22 protein-coding genes are annotated in these 20844 nt (G+C 67.7%); 15 read left to right on the plus strand and 7 right to left on the minus strand.

Going from position 1 to position 20844, the window contains the following annotated elements:
* Nucleotides 1–6 precede the first annotated feature (6 nt).
* Nucleotides 7–2289 carry an ATP-binding protein gene (locus HFP15_RS15330; RefSeq protein ID WP_168515939.1) on the minus strand — a complete coding sequence of 761 codons (2283 nt, stop codon included), beginning with the start codon at nt 2287–2289 and terminating at the stop codon, nt 7–9.
* Nucleotides 2290–2517: 228 nt separating this feature from the next.
* Here HFP15_RS15330 and HFP15_RS15335 point away from each other — a divergent pair, with 228 nt between their 5' ends.
* Complete coding sequence (locus HFP15_RS15335; protein ID WP_168515941.1) at nt 2518–4158, plus strand: PEP-utilizing enzyme; 1641 nt, start codon at nt 2518–2520, stop codon at nt 4156–4158.
* A gap of 61 nt (nt 4159–4219) precedes the next feature.
* Here HFP15_RS15335 and HFP15_RS15340 read toward each other — a convergent pair whose 3' ends face one another.
* Nucleotides 4220–4660, minus strand: a complete 441-nt coding sequence (locus tag HFP15_RS15340) for a limonene-1,2-epoxide hydrolase family protein (protein WP_168515943.1) — start codon at nt 4658–4660, stop codon at nt 4220–4222.
* 120 nt (nt 4661–4780) lie between these two features.
* Here HFP15_RS15340 and HFP15_RS15345 point away from each other — a divergent pair, with 120 nt between their 5' ends.
* Genes HFP15_RS15345 through HFP15_RS15355 form a run of 3 tightly spaced genes read left to right on the plus strand, consistent with a single transcriptional unit; the run spans nt 4781 to nt 7209 of the window.
* The gene (locus HFP15_RS15345; RefSeq protein ID WP_168515945.1) at nt 4781–6127 is read left to right on the plus strand and encodes an aromatic ring-hydroxylating oxygenase subunit alpha; all 1347 of its coding nucleotides are present in this window, start codon (nt 4781–4783) and stop codon (nt 6125–6127) included.
* A gap of 2 nt (nt 6128–6129) precedes the next feature.
* Entirely contained in the window at nt 6130–6342 is a 213-nt protein-coding gene (locus HFP15_RS15350) for a hypothetical protein (RefSeq protein WP_168515947.1), read from the plus strand.
* A 54-nt stretch (nt 6343–6396) separates the two neighbouring features.
* The gene (locus HFP15_RS15355; RefSeq protein ID WP_168515949.1) at nt 6397–7209 is read left to right on the plus strand and encodes a hypothetical protein; all 813 of its coding nucleotides are present in this window, start codon (nt 6397–6399) and stop codon (nt 7207–7209) included.
* 27 nt (nt 7210–7236) lie between these two features.
* Here HFP15_RS15355 and HFP15_RS15360 read toward each other — a convergent pair whose 3' ends face one another.
* Nucleotides 7237–8247, minus strand: coding sequence for an LLM class flavin-dependent oxidoreductase (locus HFP15_RS15360; protein ID WP_168515951.1), 1011 nt, complete (start codon nt 8245–8247; stop codon nt 7237–7239).
* Nucleotides 8248–8262: 15 nt separating this feature from the next.
* Entirely contained in the window at nt 8263–9576 is a 1314-nt protein-coding gene (locus HFP15_RS15365) for a cytochrome P450 (RefSeq protein WP_168515953.1), read from the minus strand.
* A 61-nt stretch (nt 9577–9637) separates the two neighbouring features.
* Between HFP15_RS15365 and HFP15_RS15370 the strand changes: the two genes are divergently transcribed.
* Entirely contained in the window at nt 9638–10111 is a 474-nt protein-coding gene (locus tag HFP15_RS15370; protein ID WP_210717279.1) for a VOC family protein, read from the plus strand.
* Between the two features lie 10 nt (nt 10112–10121).
* On the opposite strand, the gene HFP15_RS15375 is transcribed toward HFP15_RS15370, so the two are convergent.
* The gene (locus HFP15_RS15375) at nt 10122–10529 is read right to left on the minus strand and encodes a VOC family protein (protein WP_168515957.1); all 408 of its coding nucleotides are present in this window, start codon (nt 10527–10529) and stop codon (nt 10122–10124) included.
* A 90-nt stretch (nt 10530–10619) separates the two neighbouring features.
* Here HFP15_RS15375 and HFP15_RS15380 point away from each other — a divergent pair, with 90 nt between their 5' ends.
* Both HFP15_RS15380 and HFP15_RS15385 read left to right on the plus strand, forming a co-directional pair.
* On the plus strand, nt 10620–11384 hold the full coding sequence (locus HFP15_RS15380; RefSeq protein WP_168515959.1) for an SDR family NAD(P)-dependent oxidoreductase: 765 nt from the start codon (nt 10620–10622) through the stop codon (nt 11382–11384).
* 22 nt (nt 11385–11406) lie between these two features.
* Complete coding sequence (locus tag HFP15_RS15385; RefSeq protein ID WP_168515961.1) at nt 11407–12183, plus strand: ThuA domain-containing protein; 777 nt, start codon at nt 11407–11409, stop codon at nt 12181–12183.
* Between the two features lie 44 nt (nt 12184–12227).
* Here the strand turns inward: HFP15_RS15385 and HFP15_RS15390 are convergent, their stop codons facing one another.
* Nucleotides 12228–13964 carry a PEP-utilizing enzyme gene (locus HFP15_RS15390; RefSeq protein ID WP_168515963.1) on the minus strand — a complete coding sequence of 579 codons (1737 nt, stop codon included), beginning with the start codon at nt 13962–13964 and terminating at the stop codon, nt 12228–12230.
* Nucleotides 13965–14030: 66 nt separating this feature from the next.
* Between HFP15_RS15390 and HFP15_RS15395 the strand changes: the two genes are divergently transcribed.
* Genes HFP15_RS15395 through HFP15_RS15425 form a run of 7 tightly spaced genes read left to right on the plus strand, consistent with a single transcriptional unit; the run spans nt 14031 to nt 18940 of the window.
* Nucleotides 14031–14672 carry a histidine phosphatase family protein gene (locus HFP15_RS15395; protein WP_246271702.1) on the plus strand — a complete coding sequence of 214 codons (642 nt, stop codon included), beginning with the start codon at nt 14031–14033 and terminating at the stop codon, nt 14670–14672.
* Between the two features lie 26 nt (nt 14673–14698).
* On the plus strand, nt 14699–15205 hold the full coding sequence (locus HFP15_RS15400; protein WP_168515968.1) for a histidine phosphatase family protein: 507 nt from the start codon (nt 14699–14701) through the stop codon (nt 15203–15205).
* Nucleotide 15206: 1 nt separating this feature from the next.
* Nucleotides 15207–16625, plus strand: coding sequence for an FAD-dependent oxidoreductase (locus HFP15_RS15405; RefSeq protein ID WP_168515970.1), 1419 nt, complete (start codon nt 15207–15209; stop codon nt 16623–16625).
* Between the two features lie 25 nt (nt 16626–16650).
* Nucleotides 16651–17274 carry a nuclear transport factor 2 family protein gene (locus HFP15_RS15410; RefSeq protein WP_168515972.1) on the plus strand — a complete coding sequence of 208 codons (624 nt, stop codon included), beginning with the start codon at nt 16651–16653 and terminating at the stop codon, nt 17272–17274.
* A 15-nt stretch (nt 17275–17289) separates the two neighbouring features.
* Nucleotides 17290–17721, plus strand: coding sequence for a nuclear transport factor 2 family protein (locus tag HFP15_RS15415; RefSeq protein WP_168515974.1), 432 nt, complete (start codon nt 17290–17292; stop codon nt 17719–17721).
* 5 nt (nt 17722–17726) lie between these two features.
* Nucleotides 17727–18464 (plus strand): tyrosine-protein phosphatase, encoded by a 738-nt coding sequence (locus tag HFP15_RS15420; protein ID WP_210717280.1) that lies wholly within the window; start codon nt 17727–17729, stop codon nt 18462–18464.
* Nucleotides 18465–18472: 8 nt separating this feature from the next.
* Complete coding sequence (locus tag HFP15_RS15425; protein WP_210717281.1) at nt 18473–18940, plus strand: nuclear transport factor 2 family protein; 468 nt, start codon at nt 18473–18475, stop codon at nt 18938–18940.
* A gap of 41 nt (nt 18941–18981) precedes the next feature.
* Here HFP15_RS15425 and HFP15_RS15430 read toward each other — a convergent pair whose 3' ends face one another.
* The gene (locus HFP15_RS15430; RefSeq protein ID WP_168515978.1) at nt 18982–19980 is read right to left on the minus strand and encodes an NAD(P)H-dependent flavin oxidoreductase; all 999 of its coding nucleotides are present in this window, start codon (nt 19978–19980) and stop codon (nt 18982–18984) included.
* A gap of 90 nt (nt 19981–20070) precedes the next feature.
* On the opposite strand from HFP15_RS15430, the gene HFP15_RS15435 reads away from it, so the two are divergent.
* On the plus strand, nt 20071–20820 hold the full coding sequence (locus HFP15_RS15435) for an SDR family NAD(P)-dependent oxidoreductase (RefSeq protein ID WP_168515980.1): 750 nt from the start codon (nt 20071–20073) through the stop codon (nt 20818–20820).
* Nucleotides 20821–20844: the final 24 nt, after the last annotated feature.

A 20844-nucleotide genomic window follows, 5' to 3' on the forward strand; every position in this document is an offset into this window, starting at 1 on the left:
GGGGCCTCAGCCCGATTGCTCCTGCTCGCTGAACCACCGCGCGATCTGCGTGCGTGACCGGAAACCGAGCTTGGCGAGGATGTGCTCCACGTGCGCGTCGGCCGTGCGGTGGGAGATGACGAGCTTGGCCGCGATCTCCCGGTTGGTGAGGCCGTCGACGACGAGTGCCGCGATCTCTCGCTCGCGCCGGGTCAGCCCGGCGCGAGCGGAGGGCTTCTTCGGCTTGTGAGCAGGTTCGGCCGGGGCACCGATGGCCAGTGTCACGGCGTCGTCGAAGGACAGCTGCTGGCCCGCGGCGAAGGCCTCTTCGAACCCCAGGTCGCCCATGTCCTGCCGGAGGCGCGCCTCGATGGTCTGCCCGACCTGGCCGACGGCGGTTTCGGGAAGGCGCATCTGGCTGTACTTCCACACCGACTTAGCCGCCCCGAGCAGAGTCGCCGCCCGCTCGGAGTCGGTCTCGGCCGCCGACCACGCCAGGCCTTCGACGCACACCGCGACCATTCCCGGATGGTCGAACATCTGGTAGAGCCGCAGCGCCTCGCGCATGAGAGAGGTCGCGGATGCCACATCGCCCTTGCGCCACCGGACGGCACCGAGCGGGTACAACGCCACCGCCTTCAGCAGGTGCGCCTTGTGCGACTCGGTATAGGACACGAAGCGGGCCGCTATCGTCTCGGCCTGCTCGTGATCGAGCACGAAGGCGTACAACGCCGCCAGTGCCATCGACTCGGCGACGATGCCCGGATTCTCCCGGTCGGATGCCGATTCGACGGCCTTCTCCGACCGGTCGAAGGCCAACCTGACGTCACCGTCGGCGAATGCCTCGAGTGCGGATGCGAAGAGCACGAGGGTGCCGAATTCGTCGTACCCGTGGCGGGCCGTCAACTCCACGTGTTCCCGGAGCAGGGCCCGCGCGCGCTCGGTTTCCTCCAGAAGGAAACCGAGGACGGCCGCCGAGACCAGGCCCGCCGCGCGGGGCCGTCCTGGCGCCGCGACCCGTTCCAGAGCCGCGCACAACCAGCGATATCCCTCGAGGATGGCTCCCGTCTGCTGCCAGAACGGCCGCAGCGTCGCCGCCATCTCGACCGCGATCTCGGGGTCGCGCGCGTCGGACAGACTGAAATCGAGTGCCTGCCGCAGGTTCGCGCGCTCCGTGGTGGTCGTGGCGAACCATTCGACGTCACCGCAACTGCAGTAGGCCTCCAGCCCGCACCGGGCGAGCTGCAGGAAGTAGTCGCGGTGGCGCCTGCGCACCTCGTCGGCGTCGGGCGCGATCGTGAGTTTCTGGGCGGCGTACTGACGTACCGGCTCGAGCATCCGGTATCGGGTCCGGCCGCCATCGGCACCGTCGACTCGCGCGACGATCGACTTGTCGATCAGCCCCATCAGTGCGCGCAGCACGGTGACGTCTTCGTCGAGGGTGGTGCACACCGCTTCGGCGGACTGCGCGGTGAAACCTCCGGAGAAGGCCGACAGCTGTTCCCAGGTGCGTCGTTCCTGTGGCGAGCACAGGCGATAGCTCCATTCGATCGCGGCGTCGAGGGTGCGGTGGCGGGCAGGGCGTGTCCGCTCGCTCGCCGTGAGCAGGTCGGGGTCGGAAAGCCGGTCGAGGATCTCGGCGGGAGAGAACGAGCGGACGTTGGCCGCGGCGAGCTCGACAGCGAGTGGGAGGCCGTCGACCTGACGGCAGATGGCGGCCACGATCTCGCGATTGTCCGCGCTCAGCCGGAAGCTCGGCGCGGCGGAAGCGGCCCGTTCTTCGAACAGCTGCATCGCTTCGCTGGGCTGGTTGTCGCGGCGGTCCTGGGCCAGCGACGGCACGGGGAAGACCTGCTCACCCTCGACGCCGAGCACGTGCCTGCTCGTGGCGAGGATCTTCAGCGTCGGGGCCGCGCGCAGGAGCTCGCCGATCAGTATCGCGCCCGGCTCGGCCAGATGCTCGCAGTTGTCGAGGACGAGCAGGCAGCGCTGGCCTCGCAGGTGGCTGATCAGGGTGCCGACCGGATCACTCGATTCGTCTCGGATGCCCAGTACCGCGCTGATGGCCTGGGGAAGCAGCGCCCCCTGGCGAAGATCGGCGAGTTCGACCAGCCAGGCGCCGTCCGGGAAGGTGCGGTGGGTCTCGTGAGTGAGCCGCAGGGCCAGGCGCGTCTTCCCGGTGCCGCCCATGCCGGTCAGGGTGAGCAGCCGCGAGGTCGTGAGCAGGTTCTTCGCGCGCAGCAGGTCATCACGCCTGCCGATGAAGCTCGTCAGCTCGGCTGGGAGGTTCTTCACTGAACGCGCACCCATGGAACAACGATCTCACCTGGCCGTGTCCGCTGCCAACGGGCTCGGCGGATTTCGTGTTGAACCATGTCCAATCGGTCCCTCACCGTGACCGTGCTTGCGCGCCGTGTAGTCGACTGTGCACTGTGGTGGACGAACACTCGAAAGAATACTCGCGTAACCGACTAATTGTTACTAGAGTATTTGCCCAGGCGTCTCGCCGATGAGATCGTCATTCGAGAGGAAGCACGTATGGCCGAGTTGTTCGATCCCGTTCGGGGAACCAGTGAGCCGGGACGTCTTTGGTCGATCACCAATGTCTCCGAAGCCACTCCCGACATCTTGTCCCCGCTGTGCTGGAGCGTGTGGGGGCGAGGTCTCGAAGAGGGCGTCCTGTGGTCGATGTATTCGTTCGGCGTCGTGGCGCGCAGGGAGATCGTCATGTCCGACGATCCCAACGATCTCAAGACCGCCGCGATCTACGGTCGGCAGGCGTTCAATGTGGACGCTGTCCGGCGCATGGTCGCGCCGATGCCCGGCGTCGATCCCAACGACCTCGAACGTGACATCATGGGCGCGACCCGCGAGGGCGTCCCGAAGGAACCGGCGAGGCCGTGGCGGATCCCGATCATCCTGGTGAAGATGCCGCGGGCCATGCTCCGGACCGGCAGTGAGCTGCGCGCGGTGTACGAGGACGTGCGTCAGTGGTGGCATCGCGACGTCTTCGAGGCGAGTCGTACCGGCAGGCACACCATCGCCCGCCCGATCGACCGGTTGCACGAGGCGCGGGACAGGTTCCAGCGCATCTTCGGTATCCACTGCAAGGTCCGGCTTCAGCTGCAGGCGGTACAGAGTGCGCTGCACGACGCGGCGGCGAAGGCCGGGGACACCTCGCTGGCGACGCGGGCGTTTTCCGGGCAGGGCAACGTCCGCGAGGTCGGCATGGCCGAGGACCTGTGGCGGCTCGCGCAGGGTGAGCTGACCGAAGAGGCGTTCCTGGCCGAGTACGGCTTCCACGGTCCCAACGAGGGCAACGTCTACACCCGTTCCTGGCGCGAGGAACCGGCGCCGCTGCGCTCGATGGCCCGCTCGATGGCCGCCCGGCAGAACTACGTCTCGCCGCGGGCCCGCGAGGAGGAGGCCGTCCGCGCCGGCGCACAGGCCCAGGCGGAGCTGTTGAAGGCCACCTCCGCGCTCGGGCGGCCGGCCCTCAAGTTCGTCCTGGCCAGGGCGAGGAACATCGTGCGCAACAACGAGATCGGCAAAGCCGGCTACCTGATGACGCTGGACGGCTGCCGGGCGGCGGCCCGCGACCTCGGCAGGGAAGAGGTCGCCGGCGGCAGGTTGGCCGAAGTCGACGATGTCTTCTTCTTGACCTTGGAGGAGCTCGACCGGTTGGTGGAGGGCCGGCTTCCGGATGCGAGCGAGTTGATCGCCTACCGGCGTGGCACCCGCGAAGAGTACAAGCGCATGAAGCTGCCCAGCTCGTTCGAGGGCATGCCCGAGGTGACGACGGCGGAGCGGGCACCGTCCGCGGGACCGGGCGACGAGGGCGACCAGATCACCGGTGCGGCCGCCGGGGGCGGGCAGGTGAAGGGCCGTGCGCGTGTGGTCCTGGACCCGAACGACGACGTCGAGCTCGAACCGGGTGACATCCTGGTGTGCCGGTTCACCGATCCCAGCTGGGCGCCGCTTTTCACGCTCGCGGAGGCGCTCGTCATCGATCTCGGCGGCGCGGCGAGCCACGGTGCGCTGGTGGCGCGGGAAATGGGCATTCCGTACGTGATCGGAACCGGGGACGGCACCGCGCGTATTCACGACGGTGACCAGATCCTGGTCGACGGGCAGCACAACGTCGTCCGCGTGATCGAGCGGGCCAACCGCGGCGGGTGAACGTGGCCGGTACGACGAAGAGGGCCCGTGCGCCGCACGGGCCCTCTTCGTCGTAGGTGTCTCAGTAGTCCCCTCGGGCGTGGCGCGGAAAGCGTTCCTTGATGGGCGAGTCCGCGTTGTAGTCGGCGTAGCGGGCGATCTTGCCGTCACGCACCTCGAACGTACCCATGATCGGGATCTCGATCGCCACCGAACCGTCCGCGAGGTGGACCCTGTCCGTGCGTTCGGTCAGCACGATGTCGCCGCGAGATGCCAGGTTGTGCAGCTCCGCCGTGCAGTACTCCATGTCGAGCGTGTCGTGCAGCGCGGTGAGGAACTCCTTGGCCGCCTCCTTGCCCTTGGTCGGCGGCGACCCCGTGTTCTCCCAGGAGACATCGTCGGTCATCCACTTGTCGTAGCACTCGCGCATGTGTGGCCATGCCCCCGGACCCCATCCGTCCAGGAAGTTCACCACGACCTGTTCGGCCTCGTTCCGGGGCTGCGCGCTGTCGCTGATCTTCACGCGGTCTCCTTGATCGTTCGGCGAGGTACCAGGTACTTGCTCGCGTCACAAATAGTCTACCAATCTAGTAAATGCGAAGGTAGGCTGAAGCCGACCGAAGCGAGGGAGGCGAGGACCACCGTGGGCGAGAGGATCGAGGTAGGAGATCGGCTGATCTCTTACCAGGACGTGCTGAACCTGGACACCCGTGAGGTGCCCAAGCACATCCGTCAGGAGTCCAGGGGTGACTTCGACTTCGACGAGGCGCCGATCGACATCTACGTGTCGAGGACCTGGCACGAGAAGGAAAAGGCGAAGCTCTGGAGGAAGGTCTGGCAGCTCGCCTGTCGCGAGGAGCACATTCCCGAGGTCGGCGACCACTATGTCTACGAGATCGCCGGACTGTCCTACCTCATCGTGCGATCCGGCCCCGACGAGATCCGCGCGTTTCCCAACGCCTGCCTGCACCGGGGCCGGCAGTTGAAGGACTTCGCCGGCCGGTGCTCGGAGATCCGGTGCCCGTTCCACGCGATGACCTGGGAGCTCAACGGTGATCTGAAGCGGATTCCGGCTCCGTGGGAGTTCGCGCACGTCGACCCGGAAGAGTTCAAGCTGCCCCAGGTTCGGGTCGGGACCTGGGCGGGTTTCGTGTTCATCAACCCCGATCCCGGCGCCGAGCCGCTGACGTCGTTCCTCGGCGCGCTGCCGGAGCATTTCGCCAAGTGGGACATGAAGAACCGCTATGTCGAGGCGCACGTGTCGAAGCTGCTCCGGTGCAACTGGAAGGTCGCGCAAGAGGCGTTCATGGAGTGCTGGCACGCCGCGGCGACGCATCCGCAGACCGTGCCGTACGCGGCGTTCGGTGTCTGCCAGGTCGACTGCTACGAGACGTTCGCGCGTTTCATCACTCCCTCGGAGGTCGTCGGGCCGATGATGCCGGGGGACCCGGACACCGAGGACTTGCTGCGAGCGACACTGGACGTCCGTGAGGGTGAACAGCTGCCGGTCGAACCCGAGCCGGGGGAGACGGCGCGCTCGTTCGTCGTCCGCACCAGCAGGGAGAAATGGCGCGGCTTCATCGGTGACAGGGTCGAGGAGTGGGCGGACTGCGAACTCGTCGACAACTTCACCTACACCGTCTTCCCGAACTTCATGCCGTGGGGCGGGGTGCACAAGATCTGTTACCGGTTCCGGCCGAACGGCGACGACCACCGGACCTGCGTGATGGACGTGTTCTACGTGTCCCCGTTCACCGGTGAGCGTCCGGCACCGGCCGAGGAGGTCAGGCTCGGCTTCGACGACCCGTTCAGCAGTGTCGCGGGGCTCGGCATCGTGGGGAACATCCTGGACCAGGACTGTTTCAACATGGAGAAGGTGCAGTTCGGACTGGAAACCGCGACGAAGCAGACCGTGACGTTCGCGTCCTACCAGGAGGACAACATCAAGTGGATGCAGCGGCTGCTGCGCCGCTACGTGGAGGGTGAGTGAGCATGGCGGGAGGAGTGCGCAGCCCGTTCAGCGGTGTCCTGTACGAACTCGCCGAGCCGGGCCGGGTGCGCGTCACGCGGCGCGACGGCGAGATCGGGTACTACACGCCGCAGGGGCGATGGCTCGACGGCGCGAAGTTCGACGCGGACCCACATCTGTGCGGGTGGGTGAGTTCGCCGCGCAACAGCCACCGCATCAACACGGCATCGCACTGAGGCCCGCGGCCGAGCTTGACGGGCGCCTGTTCGGAAGTCCATCAGGAGGTAGCAGTGTTCGCGCAACAATCGGATATCACTACGGTCCCGACGATCACTTCCGCTCACGCATGGACGTTCTTCGTCGTGTTCGGCTCCTTCGCGGCGATCATCCTGTTGGCGGGCCTGATCGAGCTGATCCGGACTCGCTCGGCGCTGCCCCTCTACTGTCTTCTCGGCAGCGTCTTGTGCAATCCGGTGGAACCCATCTGGGACGCGCTCGGCAAGCTCCGCTTCCACAAAGGGAATATCGTGGCGTGGACCCAGTTCCGTGACCTGCCCGTTCCGATCGAATACCCATGGTGGGCGTTGTTCGTGTACACGTTCTTCACGGGCGTGACCTTCTACGTGTTCTTTCAGATATTCCGCCGTGGTACCACCTGGAAGCTCTTTTGGTGGTGTGTCGCCGGGCAGGCCGTCATGAACTTCGTCCTCGAGGGCTACATCATCACGAGCGCTTACGACTACTACGGCGAGCAGCCTTGGCGTATCGGATCGGACTTTCCTCTTTGGTGGGTCTTCGCCAATTTCGGAGAGCTTCTCGGCGGCGCTCTGCTCGTCCTCGCGGTACGGCAGTTCGGTCGCCGCGCTTACCCACTCGCGATCATCCTCATCCCGGCCTCATTCGCAGGGTGGGAGTTGTGGGCAGGCTGGCCTGTCTACGCCGCGATCAACAGCGACGCCGGAGCCGTCGTGCAGAACCTCGCCGCGGTCGTCACGGCTGCTCTCGCGTTGGGCACCCTCTACGTCGTCGGCCGTGGCGTCACCGCGACACCCCGAGTGGCCCGGACGGAACTGAGCGCGGGGACCGCGACCTCGGAAGTCTAGGGCTCGCCGCAGGTCCCGCCTCAGCTGTCAGTCTCGCGTGGCCGCGGTTGGCACCTGCGGCAGGACCTGGCCGACGAGAAGCTCCAGGCTCTGCCACGACAGCTCCGGCGGAATGCCGCCCAGCAGCGGGTGCAGCCGCAGCTCGTAATCCGGTTCGAGCGCACGGAGCCGCTGGACCGCTTCCTCCGGCGTGAGAATCCACATCCGCGGATCCGCCTTGATCGACTCGATGTCGCCGAGTTCCTTCCAGTAGCCGTTCACGCGGGCTCCGGCGCGTTCGCCCGCCCACCGGGCGTACATGGTGCTGGCGTGCACCAGATGCGGCGCCAGTCGCGCCAGCGTTCGCTCGGGGTCCTCGGTCACGTGCACGAACGCCGGGCCATGTTTCGGGAACGGTTCGGGAGCGGGACGGCCGGCTCGCGCGCACTCGGCCTCGTAGTACTCGTAAAGCTCCTCGCTTGCTGGCCGGTAGCCGAGGCCCAAGCGGGCCGCGCGACGCGCGGAGGGCTTCGCGTTGCCTCCGATGTAGACCGTAGGCCCGCCTGGGGAGGCGGGGGTGGGGGTCACCCTGACGGTCGTGCCGTCGAAAACGAACTCTTCCCCGGTCCACGCCCGCCGGAGCACGTCCAGCGTGTGCTCGTAGACGGCGGCGCGGCCCGGGTAGTCCACACCGAACATCTCGAACTCGTGCGGGCGGTACCCCATGCCCGCGGTGACGAGCAGCCTGCCCGGTCCGGCGATGAGGTCCAGGACGGCGAGGTCCTCGGCGAGCCGTAGCGGATGGTGCATCGTGATGCACAGGGCGGAAAGGTGCAGCGCGATCGAGCGGGTGGCGCCCGCCATCGCGGCCGCCAGAATCATCGGTGCGGGACAGTAGTTGTCTTCCGCGCCATGGTGTTCGGCGAGGTAGACGGCGGCGAAGCCCTGTTCGTCAGCCCATTTCGCCTGTTCCACGGCGGCCTCGTACAGCTGCGCGGGCGAGGCGGATCCCGGGCCGAGGTCGGGCGCCCGCATGTCGTAGCGCAGGCCGATCCGCATGCTGTGCCTCCTCGCTCACGCGGTGAACGTCACGGGCAGCCGGGCGGGGCCGCGCAGGATGAACGTCGGGTGATAGTCCAGATCATCGACCTCGACGGACGCGGCGATGCCGGGCAGGCGAGCGAGAAGCGTCCGGATCGCGATGATGCTCTCGCGGCGCGCCAGGTTGGCGCCGAGACAGACGTGCTCCCCGCGGCCGAACGCGAGGTGGTGCGGCCTCGGGGCGTCGAGGTCGATCATGTCGGGATCGGCGAACTCGCAGGCGTCGCGATTGCCGGACGCGAAGACGAGATAGATCATGGCGCCCTCCGGTATCGGGTGACCGCCGATCTCGGTGCCGGCCGTGGCGGTGCGGAACATCCCCTGGGTGGGCGCCTCGAGTCGCAGTCCTTCCTCGATCAGCGCGGGAACCAGCTCCGGATCCGCCTTGACGCGGTCGAGACGAACGGGATCGCGTAGCAGGTGCAGCATGGTGCCGGCGATCAGATTCGTGGTGGTTTCGTTGCCGCCGATGAGGAACTGGACGAGCATCTGCAGGATCTCGTCCGGCGTCAGTGGATGCTCACCGTCCACACGGGCGCCGAGCAGATCGGTGAGCAGGTCGTCGGCCGGTGCGCCGCGCCGGATCTCGAGCTGGTCGGTGAAGTAGTCGTAGAACTCGCCGACCGATCGGAACAGCTCGCAGATTTCACCGTGCGGCAGGTCGAGCGCGCCGACGCCACGGGTGAAGGCGCCGGACCACTTCTTGAACGTGGCCATCAGTTCAGGTGGAACGCCGAGGATCGTCGCGATCACCGTCATGGGAAGGGGAAGCGCGAAATCGGCGACCAACTCGGCCGTGCCCTTGCCTGCGAAGGCGTCGACCAACTCGTCGGTGACGCGCTGGAACAGTGGCTCCATCTCGGCTATGCGCCGGGGCGTGAACGCGTGGCTGACCAGCCGCCGGTGGCGCTGGTGCAGCGGCGGGTCCGCGTTGAGCAGCACAGGGGACCGGCTCAACCGCAGGCGCCGTTCCGCCTGCCCGCGCACATCCTCCGGGAAGTCTGGGTTGTTCATGATCCGCTCGGCGAGCGCGGTCACGGAACTGGAGCCACTGGCGTGCCGGGACGAGAACGTCACCGGATCGCGAAGCACCTCCCGGATGTCGGGATACCGGCTGACCACGAACGCGTTGAGCCGGCCACTCCACACCACCGGACCTTGTTCGCGCAGGCTCGCGTACGCGTCGAAGGGACATCGGAGGGCCGCCGGATCGAGTGACAGCAGGCGGGCGAACGGGCTGTCCGGCGCGATCCCGTCGCCCGGCTTCGCGTTGAGAACTTCAGGCATGACGGCCTCCTCGCTCGCGTATTACTCTAGGAATCTACTGTTCACCACTGGACTTAGGAAGGTGACGGTCTTGTTGATGCCTTATCACGCGGGCCTCGTCGTTCCCGACATGCGGGCCGCGATCCGCGATCTCGAATCGCGCCTCGGTCACACCTTCAACGAACCGACGAGGCTCACCGTGCACGAGGTGGAGGACCGTCTCGGTGGCACGACGGGACCACTGGAGATGCTCGTCGCCTACACGCGCGACCGGCCCTTCCGCATGGAGGTCATCGAGTGCCAGGGGCGGGGTATCTACTCCCCGGCGCAGGCGGGCTTGCATCATCTCGGCGTCTGGGAGCCCGATCCGGTCGCGCGGCTGAAGTGGCTGGAGACCGCCGGTGACCCGGTCGACGCCGTCTTCCGGCAGCCCGACGGCACGATCTCGGTCATCTACGCTCGCTCGGCGGCCGTACCAGCTCATCGCATCGAGTACGTCAACGAGGCGCAGCGCGAGCGCCTGGAGCGATGGTTCGACACCGGCGTGCTGTCCTGAGACCGTGGGTTCAGGTCGCCGGGCGGTTGACGAACTCGAGGAGATTGCCGTCCGGGTCCGTCACGAGGGCGATGGTCACGCCGGGGCGTACTTCGGTGGGGCCGTCGACGACCTTCTGCCCGGCGCCCTCCACCGCGGCGAGGATCTGGCCGAGGTTGGCCACGGAGACGGTCCAGTAGCGCAGGCCCGTCGAGTCGCCGAGGGTGCCGGTCACCGCGCGGCCGCCGGGTTCGTCGTCGAAGGTCACGATCTTCAGCACGCACTCGCCGACCTGGAACCGCTTGACCCGAAAGCCGTCCATCGGGACATCGGGAAGTGGCGGGAATCCGATCACGGTGCCGTAGAAGTCGGCCATCGCCTCGGGATTCGTGGTCACGATGCCGATGTCGATGGTCGGTTTCACCAGCTGCGCACCCATGTCGACTCCTCGAAGCTTGTTCAGGCTAACCATGTTTGAAAGTATGGTCGCTGAATAGATTATTTTGCACAAGACTTAATGGGGTGGCGGATGGACCTGGGACTGAAGGGCCGGCGTGCACTTGTCACGGGCGCGAGCCGAGGGATCGGGAAGGTCGTCGCGGACGTGCTGGCTCGCGAAGGCTGCGCGCTCGCGCTCTGCGCACGCGGCAAAGAGCAGCTCTCGCAGGTTCGCGATGAGCTCGAGGCGCGGCGGGTGCGGGTGTTCGCCGACGTCGTGGACGTCGGCGATCCAGCGGCGGTGCGTGCCTTCGTCGAGGCGAGTGCGCAGAACCTCGGTGGTCTCGACATCGTGGTGTCGAACGCGTCGCCCGGAAGCCTCAAAGGTGATGACTCCTGGGTGGACAGCGTTCGCGGCGATCTTCAGGCGTTCGCGGTTCTGGCCGAGGCCGCCCGGCCGCACCTCGCCGGGGCCGGTCACGGTGCCATCGTGGCGATCGGTTCGACCAGCGCTCTGGACGTCGGGATGCCCTCCGGGCCCAATTCGTTCGGCGCCATCAAGGCAGCGGTGCTGCACCACGCGTCGGCTCTCGCGCAGGCGTACGCCGCGGACGGCATCCGGGTCAATGTGGTCTCGCCGGGGCCGGTCGAGTTCGCAGGCGGTGCCTGGGATCAGGTCAGGCAAGGACGCCCCGAGGTCTACGACATGGTGAAGAACAGGGTGGCCCTGCGCCGCTTCGGTGATCCGGCCGAGGTCGCCGACGCGGTGGCATTCCTGCTCAGCGCGCGGGCAAGCTTCTGCACCGGGGCGAATCTCGTGGTCGACGGCGGGCTGCTGACCCGTGTCCAGCACTGACCGGGCCCGAGCGGAGGCGGCGATGGCACGACAGGTACTGACGGTGACCCGAGGGCACTCCTACGACCGCAACGCGTTCGGCGCGATGCTCGAATCGCTTCCGGGTATAGAGTGCGTCCAGGTCGAACAGCCCGCGGCGCAACGGCATTTCGCCGGCGTGGAACCGCACCGGTGGGACGCGTACCTCATGTACGACATGCCTGGCTTCGGGTTCAAACCCGATCACACGCCCCCCGATCTCCACGAGCCACCCGGCGAGTTCCGCGAGGACTTCCTGCGGGTCGTGGATCGCGGCCATGGGTTCGTCTTCTTGCACCACGCGCTGGCGGCGTGGCCGCTGTGGGACGACTACGCGAAGGTCATGGGCGGCCGGTTCCGGTTCATCCGGGAGGCCGGGCATCCGGACTCCGGATACCGGCACGCGGTGTCGCAGAAGATCGCCGCGGTGGCCGCCCATCCGGTTGTCGCCGGGCTCGAAGACGGGTTCACGATCACGGATGAGCTGTATCTGGCCGACATCGATGACACCGCGATCACACCACTGCTGGTCACCGACGCGCCGCTGACCGATCGCACGGTCTGGTCGACCTGGAACGCGGTACTGGGCAGGCGCGACACGAACGACGGATGGCGCCACCCGCGCGGATCAGGGGTGGTCGCGTGGATTCGCGAGCACCCGGCCAGCCGCATCGTCTATCTGCAGTTCGGGGACGGGCCCGATTCCTTCGGCAACGCGGCCTTCCGCCGGCTGCTCGCGAACGCGCTCACCTGGGTCGCCGACCGGCCCCGGGTGCTCTGAACCTGGGCGGGCCCTGGCGTTGTGGTGGCCAGGGCCCACCCGGATCATTCGACGGTCACTTCGCCCGTCGTGCCGTTGACGGTCAGGCGAGTGCCGTCCTTGATCTTCTTCGTCGCGCCACGGACGCCGAGCACACACGGAATTCCCAGCTCCCGGCTGACGATCGCCGCGTGGCTCATCGGTGCGCCGACGTTGACCACCACAGCGGCCGCCGAGGTGAAGATCGGCGTCCAGCCCGGATCCGTGAGTGGTGCGACGAGGATCTCGCCCGGCTCCAGGTCCGGCGCGTCCTCGGGATCGGTGATGACCCGGGCGACACCCGTCGCGGTGCCGGGGCAGGCACCGATCCCCGTGAGCACCGTGCCCGGTCCGGCCGGCTGCAAGTCGGGGTCCTTCTTCTTCGGCCAGGTGGTCACCGGCGGGATCTCGCCGTTGATGAAGAACGGCGGCTCGAGTTCGTCGAGCGCGTCGTACCATTCCCACCGCTCGGCGATGACCGGCACGAACGACTGTGGGTTCGCGATGAAAGCGTCGAGTTCGCTCTCCAGGAGCATGGTGATGTCCTCGGGACGGCCGAGCACCCCTTTGGCCGTGTATCGCTTCCCAAGCTCCCAGACGGGCAACCGTGCCTCGTGCAGCATGCGGATGCAGTTGGTCTTGCTCTGCTCGCGCGCCCGCGAATACAGCTCCGCGGATTCGAGCACCGCCAAGATCTGGGACAGTGCCTCGCAGTTGTCCGAAAGCTTGCCGGTGACCTCGGCGACGAGCGCCTGGCGTTCTCCGCGCAGCCTGGCAGCCTGCCGGCCGGGCTCCTTTTCGTCGTCCTGCAGCCGCATGCGGTCGATCATGCCCAGGGGGATCGAGGGGTGGGTCTCCCAGCTTTTCGGTGCTGCCGACCATTCGTCGGTCGAGCGGCTGCCGTACTCGTAGATGAACGCGTCGAACTCGCTGAGGAACGCTTGCGCGGTCTCGCTGCCCGACGACCGCAGACGCTCCTCCAGACCCGCCACACCCTTGTCGAATTCGGCGGTGAGTTCAGGGCTCGCCGTCACCATCCGCCCTAGCTGCCACATCGCCTGGTTCGGCGCGGCGGACGCGATGTCGCCCAGCCCGCTCATGAGACGGATGGCGAGTGTCGGATCGCCGAGCCCGGCCACCGCCTGGTCGAGCGCTCCGGTGACGACGGAACCCTCGTAGACCATGCGCAGGTGGGTCCGGAGTGTGGGGCCGTAGGGATACTCCATGACGCTACGTTGCCTGGCGAGGAGTTCGGAGTCGGACAGGGCCGTCAGGTCGGGCCGTTCGGCCCGCAGCTTCGCCGCGAGTTTCTTGTGTTCCGCCACATCGGGGCGCGCTTTCTCGCCGAGCACGCGCTGCACCGTCGCCAGGATGCGCTCGGTGTAGCCGGGCTTGTCGTCGTCCGGATGTGGAACGTAGGGCGGCGCCTCGATCTCGCCCAGGTAGGTCCGGTCCATCAACTCCGGGGTCGCACCGGGCATGCGTGCTCCGAAGGTGCGTGAGTTCGACAGGTTCAGGTAGATGTAGCCGTGAACCATTCCCTGGATGTCGATGAGATCGGGGCGGAACTCCTCGATGTCGAAGGCGCCGAACTCGACCAGGGCCTGCTTCCACTCGCGTTCCGCGGGTGGTCCGCCGATCATGCTCCACATCAGTGGTGTCGTGGCGTTGGGGGAGACCTCTCCCACGTTCGCCCTGGTGTAGACAGGCCATCGCTCACTGAGCGGAGTGTCCACGATCCACGGCCGTGAAATGTCGACCATGCGTGCCTCCTCGGGTGTGATACGCGTCCCGACATTAAACTCCACAGCTAGACTATTTGGAAGTAGATGTATTTGAAGAACTCTACTGATAGAGTAGTTGTGAACTGGTCACGGTGTCAGGGCAGGGAGGCCCGTGTGATCCTCAGCCTTGTCCGCCACGGAGAACCGGAGCGCGGGAGCGGCGTGACAGACCCCGGCGATCCGCCGTTGAGTCCGACCGGGCGGAAACACCTGGAAGGAGCTCGCGGACTGGTCGAAGCCGACGGGTATGACGCGGTGTACTGCTCGCCCCTGCTCCGGGCGACCGAGAGCGCGGAGATACTGGCTCCCGGCGCGCGGCTTCGCGTCGAACCTGATCTCGCCGAGTTCGACCGGGGCGCGAAGCGTTACCTGCACTGGGAAGACGGCGCGGGCGCCTACCGTTCTTACCTCGCCGGTGATCTTTCGCCGTGGGGAACTACCTTGGCGGAATTCCGGAACCGGATTCACGGCGCCATCGAGCGCATCCGCGAAGAGCACCCCGGCGAGCGCGTGCTCGCGGTGACCCACGGCGGCGTGATCAACAACTTCTTCGCGATGCTGCTCGGGTCCGGCCAGGTCTCGCTGTTCCAGCCGCGGTACGGCTCGATCAACCGGTTCCGGTACCTGCCAGACGAGGGATGGACGGTCGTCGAGCTCAACGCGACCGGCGATCGGCCGCAGATCTAGGGCCGGAGGGCAAGGAGGTCGACCACGTGGAACTCGTCTTGGTGTGTCACGCGCACCCGGAGCTTCAGTCCGAGGTGACGCGACGTGGCGACCCGGGGCCGAGCGCGACGGGCACGGCAGCGGCGGAGGCCGTCGCATCGCGCCTGCGGCACGACCGCTGGGACGCCCTCTACACGGCTCCGCTGCGCGAGACGCTGGAGACAGCCGCGATCGTGGCGTCGCGGCTCGGGCTCGAGGCGCGTGCCGCCCCCGCACTCGCCGAACGAGGCAACGGGGGTGAGACCACCGCCGCGATCGAGACCATCATCGCGGCGCATCCCGGTCAGCGGGTCCTCGTGGTCACGTCCGGCCGTGTGATCAACGGGTTCGTCAGCGGCTTTCTGGGCTCGGCGAAGCCCGTCCTCCGCCGGCCGGACCGCACCGGGGTAACCGGCGTGCTCGCGGGCCGCAGCGGCCGGCGCGAGCTCGTCTGCCTCAACGATTCCACCCATCTTCGCCTGCCGTGGCGGGCGCCGGTCACAAAGGAGCTCTAGCGTGGATTTCGACGTCATCGTCATCGGATCGGGCCTCGCGGGTCTCGCCTCCGCGCTCACCGCGAAGGAGCGCGGGGCCGCGGACATCCTCCTCGTCGAGTCCGAAGGTGTGCTCGGTGGCTCGACGCGGCTGAGCGGCGGCGTCGTCATGGGAAGCCGCAGCCGGCTGCAACGCGAGGCCGGGATCGAGGACGGCGGGGACGATCTGTTCAAGGAGTACATGGCGATCAACGTCTGGGACGTGGCCGCCGGTCCCGTCGAGCGCTGGGCGGCGCGAAGCGGCGAGACGATCGACTGGCTCGCCGATCACGGAGTGCCCTTCTACGAGCGGCTCATCTTCAGTGGCGACGACCGGCGTCCGCGGGGCCATTGCGTCAACGGTGGAGGCCAGGCCATCGTCGACGCGCTGGTGCCGCGCTGCCGCGAAGCGGGCATCGAGTTCCTCCTGGGCAACCGAGTGGACGAACTGGTCCACGACAACGGGCGGGTCACCGGCGTCCGCGCCGGCGGAGAGGAGCTCACCTGCGGGTCCGTGATCGTGGCGACCGGAGGGTTCGGCGCGAATCCCGAGCACCTGGCCGCGCACTACCCGATCGCCTGGATTCCGGGCGAGACCTTCTACATCGGGGCAGACGGCGCGCGCGGCGATCACCTGCGCTTCGCCGGTCAGGTGGGCGCTGCGGTCACCGGCGAGAACCGTGGTCTGCGGATGCTCAACCCCGGCGTGGACACGATGCACGAGGCGTTCCTGCCCGGCTGGACGATCCTTGTCGACGACCGTGGTCAGCGATTCTGCGACGAGACCGCGCCGTACGGGATCCTGGACAGCCTGCTCAAGCCCCGCGGGGACGTCGGGTACGTCGTCTTCGACCATGCCGCCCTGCGGCCGCCGCCCGGACTCGCCGAGCGGTACGGCGACGCCTACAAGCAGATTTGGCCCAACCACGCCAAGTTCAAGCCGAAGCACTACACCGCTGACGTGATGGAGCAGTTCTCCGGCCACGAGCGAGTCCACAGCGCGGAGTCACTCGAGGCCCTCGCCCGCTCGGCCGGCCTTCCCGAGGCGGATTTCGCCGGCACCGTCGCGCGGTACAACCAGCTCGTGGAGGCCGGCGAGGACACCGACTTCGGCAAGGCCGCCCGGTTCCTCAACCCGATCTCCACCGCACCGTTCTACGCCGTCGAGGTCCGGCCCACCGCGATCGCGCACACCGGATACGGCTTGCGCATCGACGACCACGCCAGGGTGATCGGCGTCGACGGGAACGTGATCGAGGGGCTGTATGCCGCCGGCGAGTGCACCGGCGGCATCGTCGGTCCCACGTACTCGGGCTCGGGCAGCTCACTGGCCAGCGCCGCGGGCGTGGGGCGGATGGCCGGCGAGGCCGCGGCGCGTGCCGTGCTCGCGGCGAGGGTCTGAGCCCGTGGAACCCGGCGGTGAAGCCATGCTGTTCGGCCCGCGGGACGAGCCCGCCGACCGCGACACGATGCTGCGGCTCGTTTACGACCGGCAGCAGATCGTCGAGGTGCTGCACCGTTACGCCCGCGCCATCGACCGGTGCGACGTGCCGCTGTTGAAGTCGGTGTATCACCAGGACGGCACCGACGCGCACGGGTCGTTCGACGGCAACGCGCACGAGTTCGCCGAGTTCATGATCCCGCGGCTCGCGGCGCAGACCAGCTACAGCATCCACCACGTCACCAACGAACTGGTGGAGGTCGACGGCGATCGCGCGATCGCCGAGTCCTGCCTGTTCGGGTACCACCGAGTGCCGGGCGGGCGCGAGTCGGTCGGTCGTTTCTTCGGCGAGGCCTACGCGGACCGTGCCGAGGCGGAGGGCACTCTCGGCGGGGAACACGAGTACCTCACCGGTGGCCGCTATCTCGACAAGCTGCTCAGGCGGGACGGGATCTGGCGGATCTGGCGGCGGCGGATCACCGTCGAATGGAATCAGTGCCAGCCGTCGCGCATGGTGCTCGACGGTGGGCGCGCCCGGTACGACATCCCCGGCGCCCGGGATCGCGGTGACCCCAGCTACGAGCTGAGCTTTGACAAGTTCGACGAGTGACGAGACAGGTCGTTCATGGTTAGCGACATCGAGCGCCTGGTGGCGGTCGACGAGATCAAGAAGTTGAAGGCACGGTATTTCCGGTTCCTGGACGCCCATGACTGGGCCGCCTTCGCCGAGCTGTTCACCGAGGACGCGGATTTCGACATCGCCGAGTCCTCCAGCGGCGTACGGTCCAAAGAGGACTTCCTTGCCGCGCTCGGTGCACATCTGACCCCCACGGTCTCCGTGCACCACGGCCATATGCCCGAGATCGACGTCGTCGACGAGCGCACCGCGACGGGTGTGTGGGCGATGTTCGACTCCGTCGAACCGCCCGCCGGCAGCCCGTACCCCGTGTTGACCGGGTTCGGCCACTACCACGAGGAGTACCGTCGGGAGGCGGGGATCTGGCGGATCAGCAAGCTGCGGCTCACGCGCCTGAAGCGGAAAACGCGAGCGGCATGACGGGGATGCTCGAGCTTGTTTCGGTACCCAACTTCCGGGACATCGCCGGACCGGTCGGATACGACACGCCGCGGGGACCGATGCGGCGCGGCCGGATCTTCCGGTCCAGCGCGTTTCTGGCCTCGCCCGAGGACCTGGCCACGCTCGGCGGGCTCGGGATCGCCGCGATCGTGGACCTGCGGGGGCGGCACGAGATCGAGCGGAGGCCCGACTCCGTCCTGGCCGGCGCCACCTGGCGGCACGCCTGGGTGCCGGCGCCGGGCGTGGACCTGCTGGGCGCGCTGCGCACGGCGGGCGACGTCCGGGCGGCCATGATCCAGCACTACCGTGAGTTCGTGAGCGCACCGCGCAAACGCGCGGGGTTCGCCGCGGCGCTCGCGGCGATCAGCGACGGCACGGCGCCGCAGCTGTTCCACTGTGCCGAGGGCAAGGACCGCACCGGCTGGCTGGCGATGTTGCTGCAGCGCCTTGCCGGGGTCTCCGAGCGGGAGATCGTCGCCGACTACCTGATGACCAACGAGACCATGCGCGGGCGCGGGGACAGCCGTGCGATGGTCCGGATCGCGCTGGGAGACCGGCCGGACGAGTTCTTCGCGCCCGCCCTGGTCGCCGACGCCGCCTATCTGGAGGCGGGAATGGACCAGTTGCGTGCCGACTACGGGGATCTGGAGAAGTACCTGTCGGCGGGGCTCGGGCTTTCCGGCGAACGGCTCGATCGTCTGCACGCTCTGCTCGTGAGTTGAGCACCGAGATGACCGGAGTTGAGATGGACGTGACGGAAACGGTGGCCCGCCTGCTGGCGATCGAGGAGATCGAGCGCCTGAAGGCCAGGTACTTCCGGTTCGTCGACGAGAAGCGGTGGGACGAGTTCGGCGAGCTGTTCACCGAGGATGTCGTGATCGACATCGAGGGATCGGCACAGCGGCCACGTGACCGCGCCCAGCTCGTGGCCGCGACGCGCCGGCATTATGGCGACGCACTCACGGTGCATCACGGTCACATGCCCGAGATCGAGATCATCGACAGCGATCATGCACGTGGTGTCTGGGCGATGGTCGACATGATCGAGGTCCCGGAGGGCGGCGAACTGCCCTCGTTCGTCGGGTACGGCCATTACCGCGACGAGTACCGGCGCGACGGCGGGGGATGGCGGATTTCCCGGCTCAGCCTCAGCCGGATCAAGCTTGACCGGGGCCCGCTCACCTGGTCGGCGACCTGACGGGAACGCCGGTGGGGAGGTCGGGCCCCACCGGCACCCGGTCAGCCGGTGGCGGTGTCGGGCTCGACCAGATCCGCCAGCCTGCGGGAGATGACCTCTTCGGCATCGGCGACGATCCGGTCGATCAGTGCAGCGCACGAGGGGATGTCGTGGATGAGCCCCTGGGTCTGGCCTGCCCACCACATGCCGTCGTTCATCCGCCCCTGCCCGAGGACCTCGCTGCGGCCGCGTTTACCGGACACCAGGTCCGCGATGTCGTCGAAGGTGCTCTCGGCGCGTCGTTCGATTTCGATCACCTCGTCCGAGATCCGGTTCTTCGCGACGCGGGCGGTGTTGCGGAACTTGCGGAACACGACGTTCGTGGCGCGCTCGTCGTTCGCCACGATTTGCCGTTTGACGTTCTCGTGGACGGGCGCTTCTTCGGTCGCGACGAAGCGGGTGCCCATGTTGACGGCCTCGGCGCCCAGCGCCAGCGCCGCCGCCAGCCCACGACCGTCGGCGATCCCTCCGCTTGCCACGACCGGGATCGACAGCGCCGCGGTCGCCGCCGGGATGAGCACGAGTCCGCCGATGTCGTCTTCGCCGGGATGACCCGCGCACTCGAACCCGTCGATGCTGACCGCGTCGACACCGAGTCGCTGGGCCTTGAGGGCGTGCCGCACGCTCACGCACTTGTGAATGACCTTGGCCCCGGCCCTGGCGAAGGCGGGCATGTGCGGTTCCGGGCTCCGGCCCGCCGTCTCGATGATCTTGATACCGGACTCGAGAGCGGCATCACGGTACTCGTCGTAGGGGATGGGATCGATGCTGGGCAGGATGGTCAGGTTGACGCCGAAGGGCTGGTCGGTGTGGTCACGACAGCGGGCGATCTCCTTCGCGAGCGCCTCCGGGGTCGGCTGGGTGAGTGCGGTCAGGAAGCCGAGCGCGCCGGCGTTCGCCACCGCCGAGATCAGATCGGCCGTGCCGACAGCGGTCATTCCGCCGCACACGACCGGATGGCGAACCCCGAACTCCCGCGTGAACCGGGTCGACAAGGCCATGTGTCCTCCAGAGCGCGAGCAATTACTCGTTATATCAACTAATTGGAGATAGAGTATAACTGGTAGTCGAGTCGAAGAAAGGGTCTGCTCATGAGGACAGCGCTGGTGACGGGTGCGGGACGGGGAATCGGCCGGGCGATCGCGCGCCGCCTGTCCGCCGACGGCCTGCGGATCGTCGCGGTGGATCTGGACGAGGGCGCGGCCAAGGAGGTCGCGGGCGAGCTCGGGGGCCGTGCGGATACATGCGATGTGACCGATCTGGGCGCGGTCCGCGAGCTTGTGGCTTCGCTGGAAGATCTGGCGGTCCTGGTCAACAACGCCGGTATCTTCCCGCCGGCGAAACTGCGCGACATTCCCGCTGAGCAGTTTCGTCGCGTGATGGACGTCAACGCGCTCGCTCCTCTGCTTCTGACGCAGCAGTGCATGCCGCTGCTGGAGGCCTCCGGCGGCGCGGTCGTCAACATCGCGTCCATGGCGGCGAAGGTGCCCACGCCGGGCACCGGCGCCTACTCGCCTTCGAAGGCGGCCCTGGTCTCGTTGACCAAGCTGTGCGCCGTCGAGTTCGCGGGGACGGGTGTCCGGTTCAACGCGGTCGCCCCGGGCGGCGTGCGAACCGAGGGGACCGCGAGCGTCTCGGCCGATCCGGAGCGTGAGGCGCGGTTCAACGCGCTCGTGCCGATGGGCCGCCGCGCCCAGCCGGAGGACATCGCCGATGTGGTGTCGTTCTTCGCCTCGGACGCGGCGCGCTACGTGACCGGGCAGGTGCTCTATGTGGACGGTGGACTGACCGAGGCGACGGTCACCTATCTGCAGGCCGCTCAGCGAGCCGCTACTACCTGAGGCGAGGATCGGCACGGATGTGCG

This window comes from Amycolatopsis acididurans, assembly GCF_012328925.1.
GTDB lineage: Bacteria > Actinomycetota > Actinomycetes > Mycobacteriales > Pseudonocardiaceae > Amycolatopsis_E > Amycolatopsis_E acididurans.

Bases quoted from the DNA above. Each gene is read 5' to 3' on its own strand.
- HFP15_RS15390 (WP_168515963.1), bottom strand. From the start codon at position 13,964: ATGGTCGACATTTCACGGCCGTGGATCGTGGACACTCCGCTCAGTGAG.
- HFP15_RS15410 (WP_168515972.1), top strand. From the start codon at position 16,651: ATGCTGTTCGGCCCGCGGGACGAGCCCGCCGACCGCGACACGATGCTG.
- HFP15_RS15395 (WP_246271702.1), top strand. From the start codon at position 14,031: ATGTATTTGAAGAACTCTACTGATAGAGTAGTTGTGAACTGGTCACGG.
- HFP15_RS15365 (WP_168515953.1), bottom strand. From the start codon at position 9,576: ATGCCTGAAGTTCTCAACGCGAAGCCGGGCGACGGGATCGCGCCGGAC.
- HFP15_RS15385 (WP_168515961.1), top strand. From the start codon at position 11,407: ATGGCACGACAGGTACTGACGGTGACCCGAGGGCACTCCTACGACCGC.
- HFP15_RS15375 (WP_168515957.1), bottom strand. From the start codon at position 10,529: ATGGGTGCGCAGCTGGTGAAACCGACCATCGACATCGGCATCGTGACC.
- HFP15_RS15350 (WP_168515947.1), top strand. From the start codon at position 6,130: ATGGCGGGAGGAGTGCGCAGCCCGTTCAGCGGTGTCCTGTACGAACTC.
- HFP15_RS15335 (WP_168515941.1), top strand. From the start codon at position 2,518: ATGGCCGAGTTGTTCGATCCCGTTCGGGGAACCAGTGAGCCGGGACGT.
- HFP15_RS15360 (WP_168515951.1), bottom strand. From the start codon at position 8,247: ATGCGGATCGGCCTGCGCTACGACATGCGGGCGCCCGACCTCGGCCCG.
- HFP15_RS15430 (WP_168515978.1), bottom strand. From the start codon at position 19,980: ATGGCCTTGTCGACCCGGTTCACGCGGGAGTTCGGGGTTCGCCATCCG.
- HFP15_RS15425 (WP_210717281.1), top strand. From the start codon at position 18,473: ATGACCGGAGTTGAGATGGACGTGACGGAAACGGTGGCCCGCCTGCTG.
- HFP15_RS15420 (WP_210717280.1), top strand. From the start codon at position 17,727: ATGCTCGAGCTTGTTTCGGTACCCAACTTCCGGGACATCGCCGGACCG.
- HFP15_RS15380 (WP_168515959.1), top strand. From the start codon at position 10,620: ATGGACCTGGGACTGAAGGGCCGGCGTGCACTTGTCACGGGCGCGAGC.
- HFP15_RS15435 (WP_168515980.1), top strand. From the start codon at position 20,071: ATGAGGACAGCGCTGGTGACGGGTGCGGGACGGGGAATCGGCCGGGCG.
- HFP15_RS15415 (WP_168515974.1), top strand. From the start codon at position 17,290: ATGGTTAGCGACATCGAGCGCCTGGTGGCGGTCGACGAGATCAAGAAG.
- HFP15_RS15330 (WP_168515939.1), bottom strand. From the start codon at position 2,289: ATGGGTGCGCGTTCAGTGAAGAACCTCCCAGCCGAGCTGACGAGCTTC.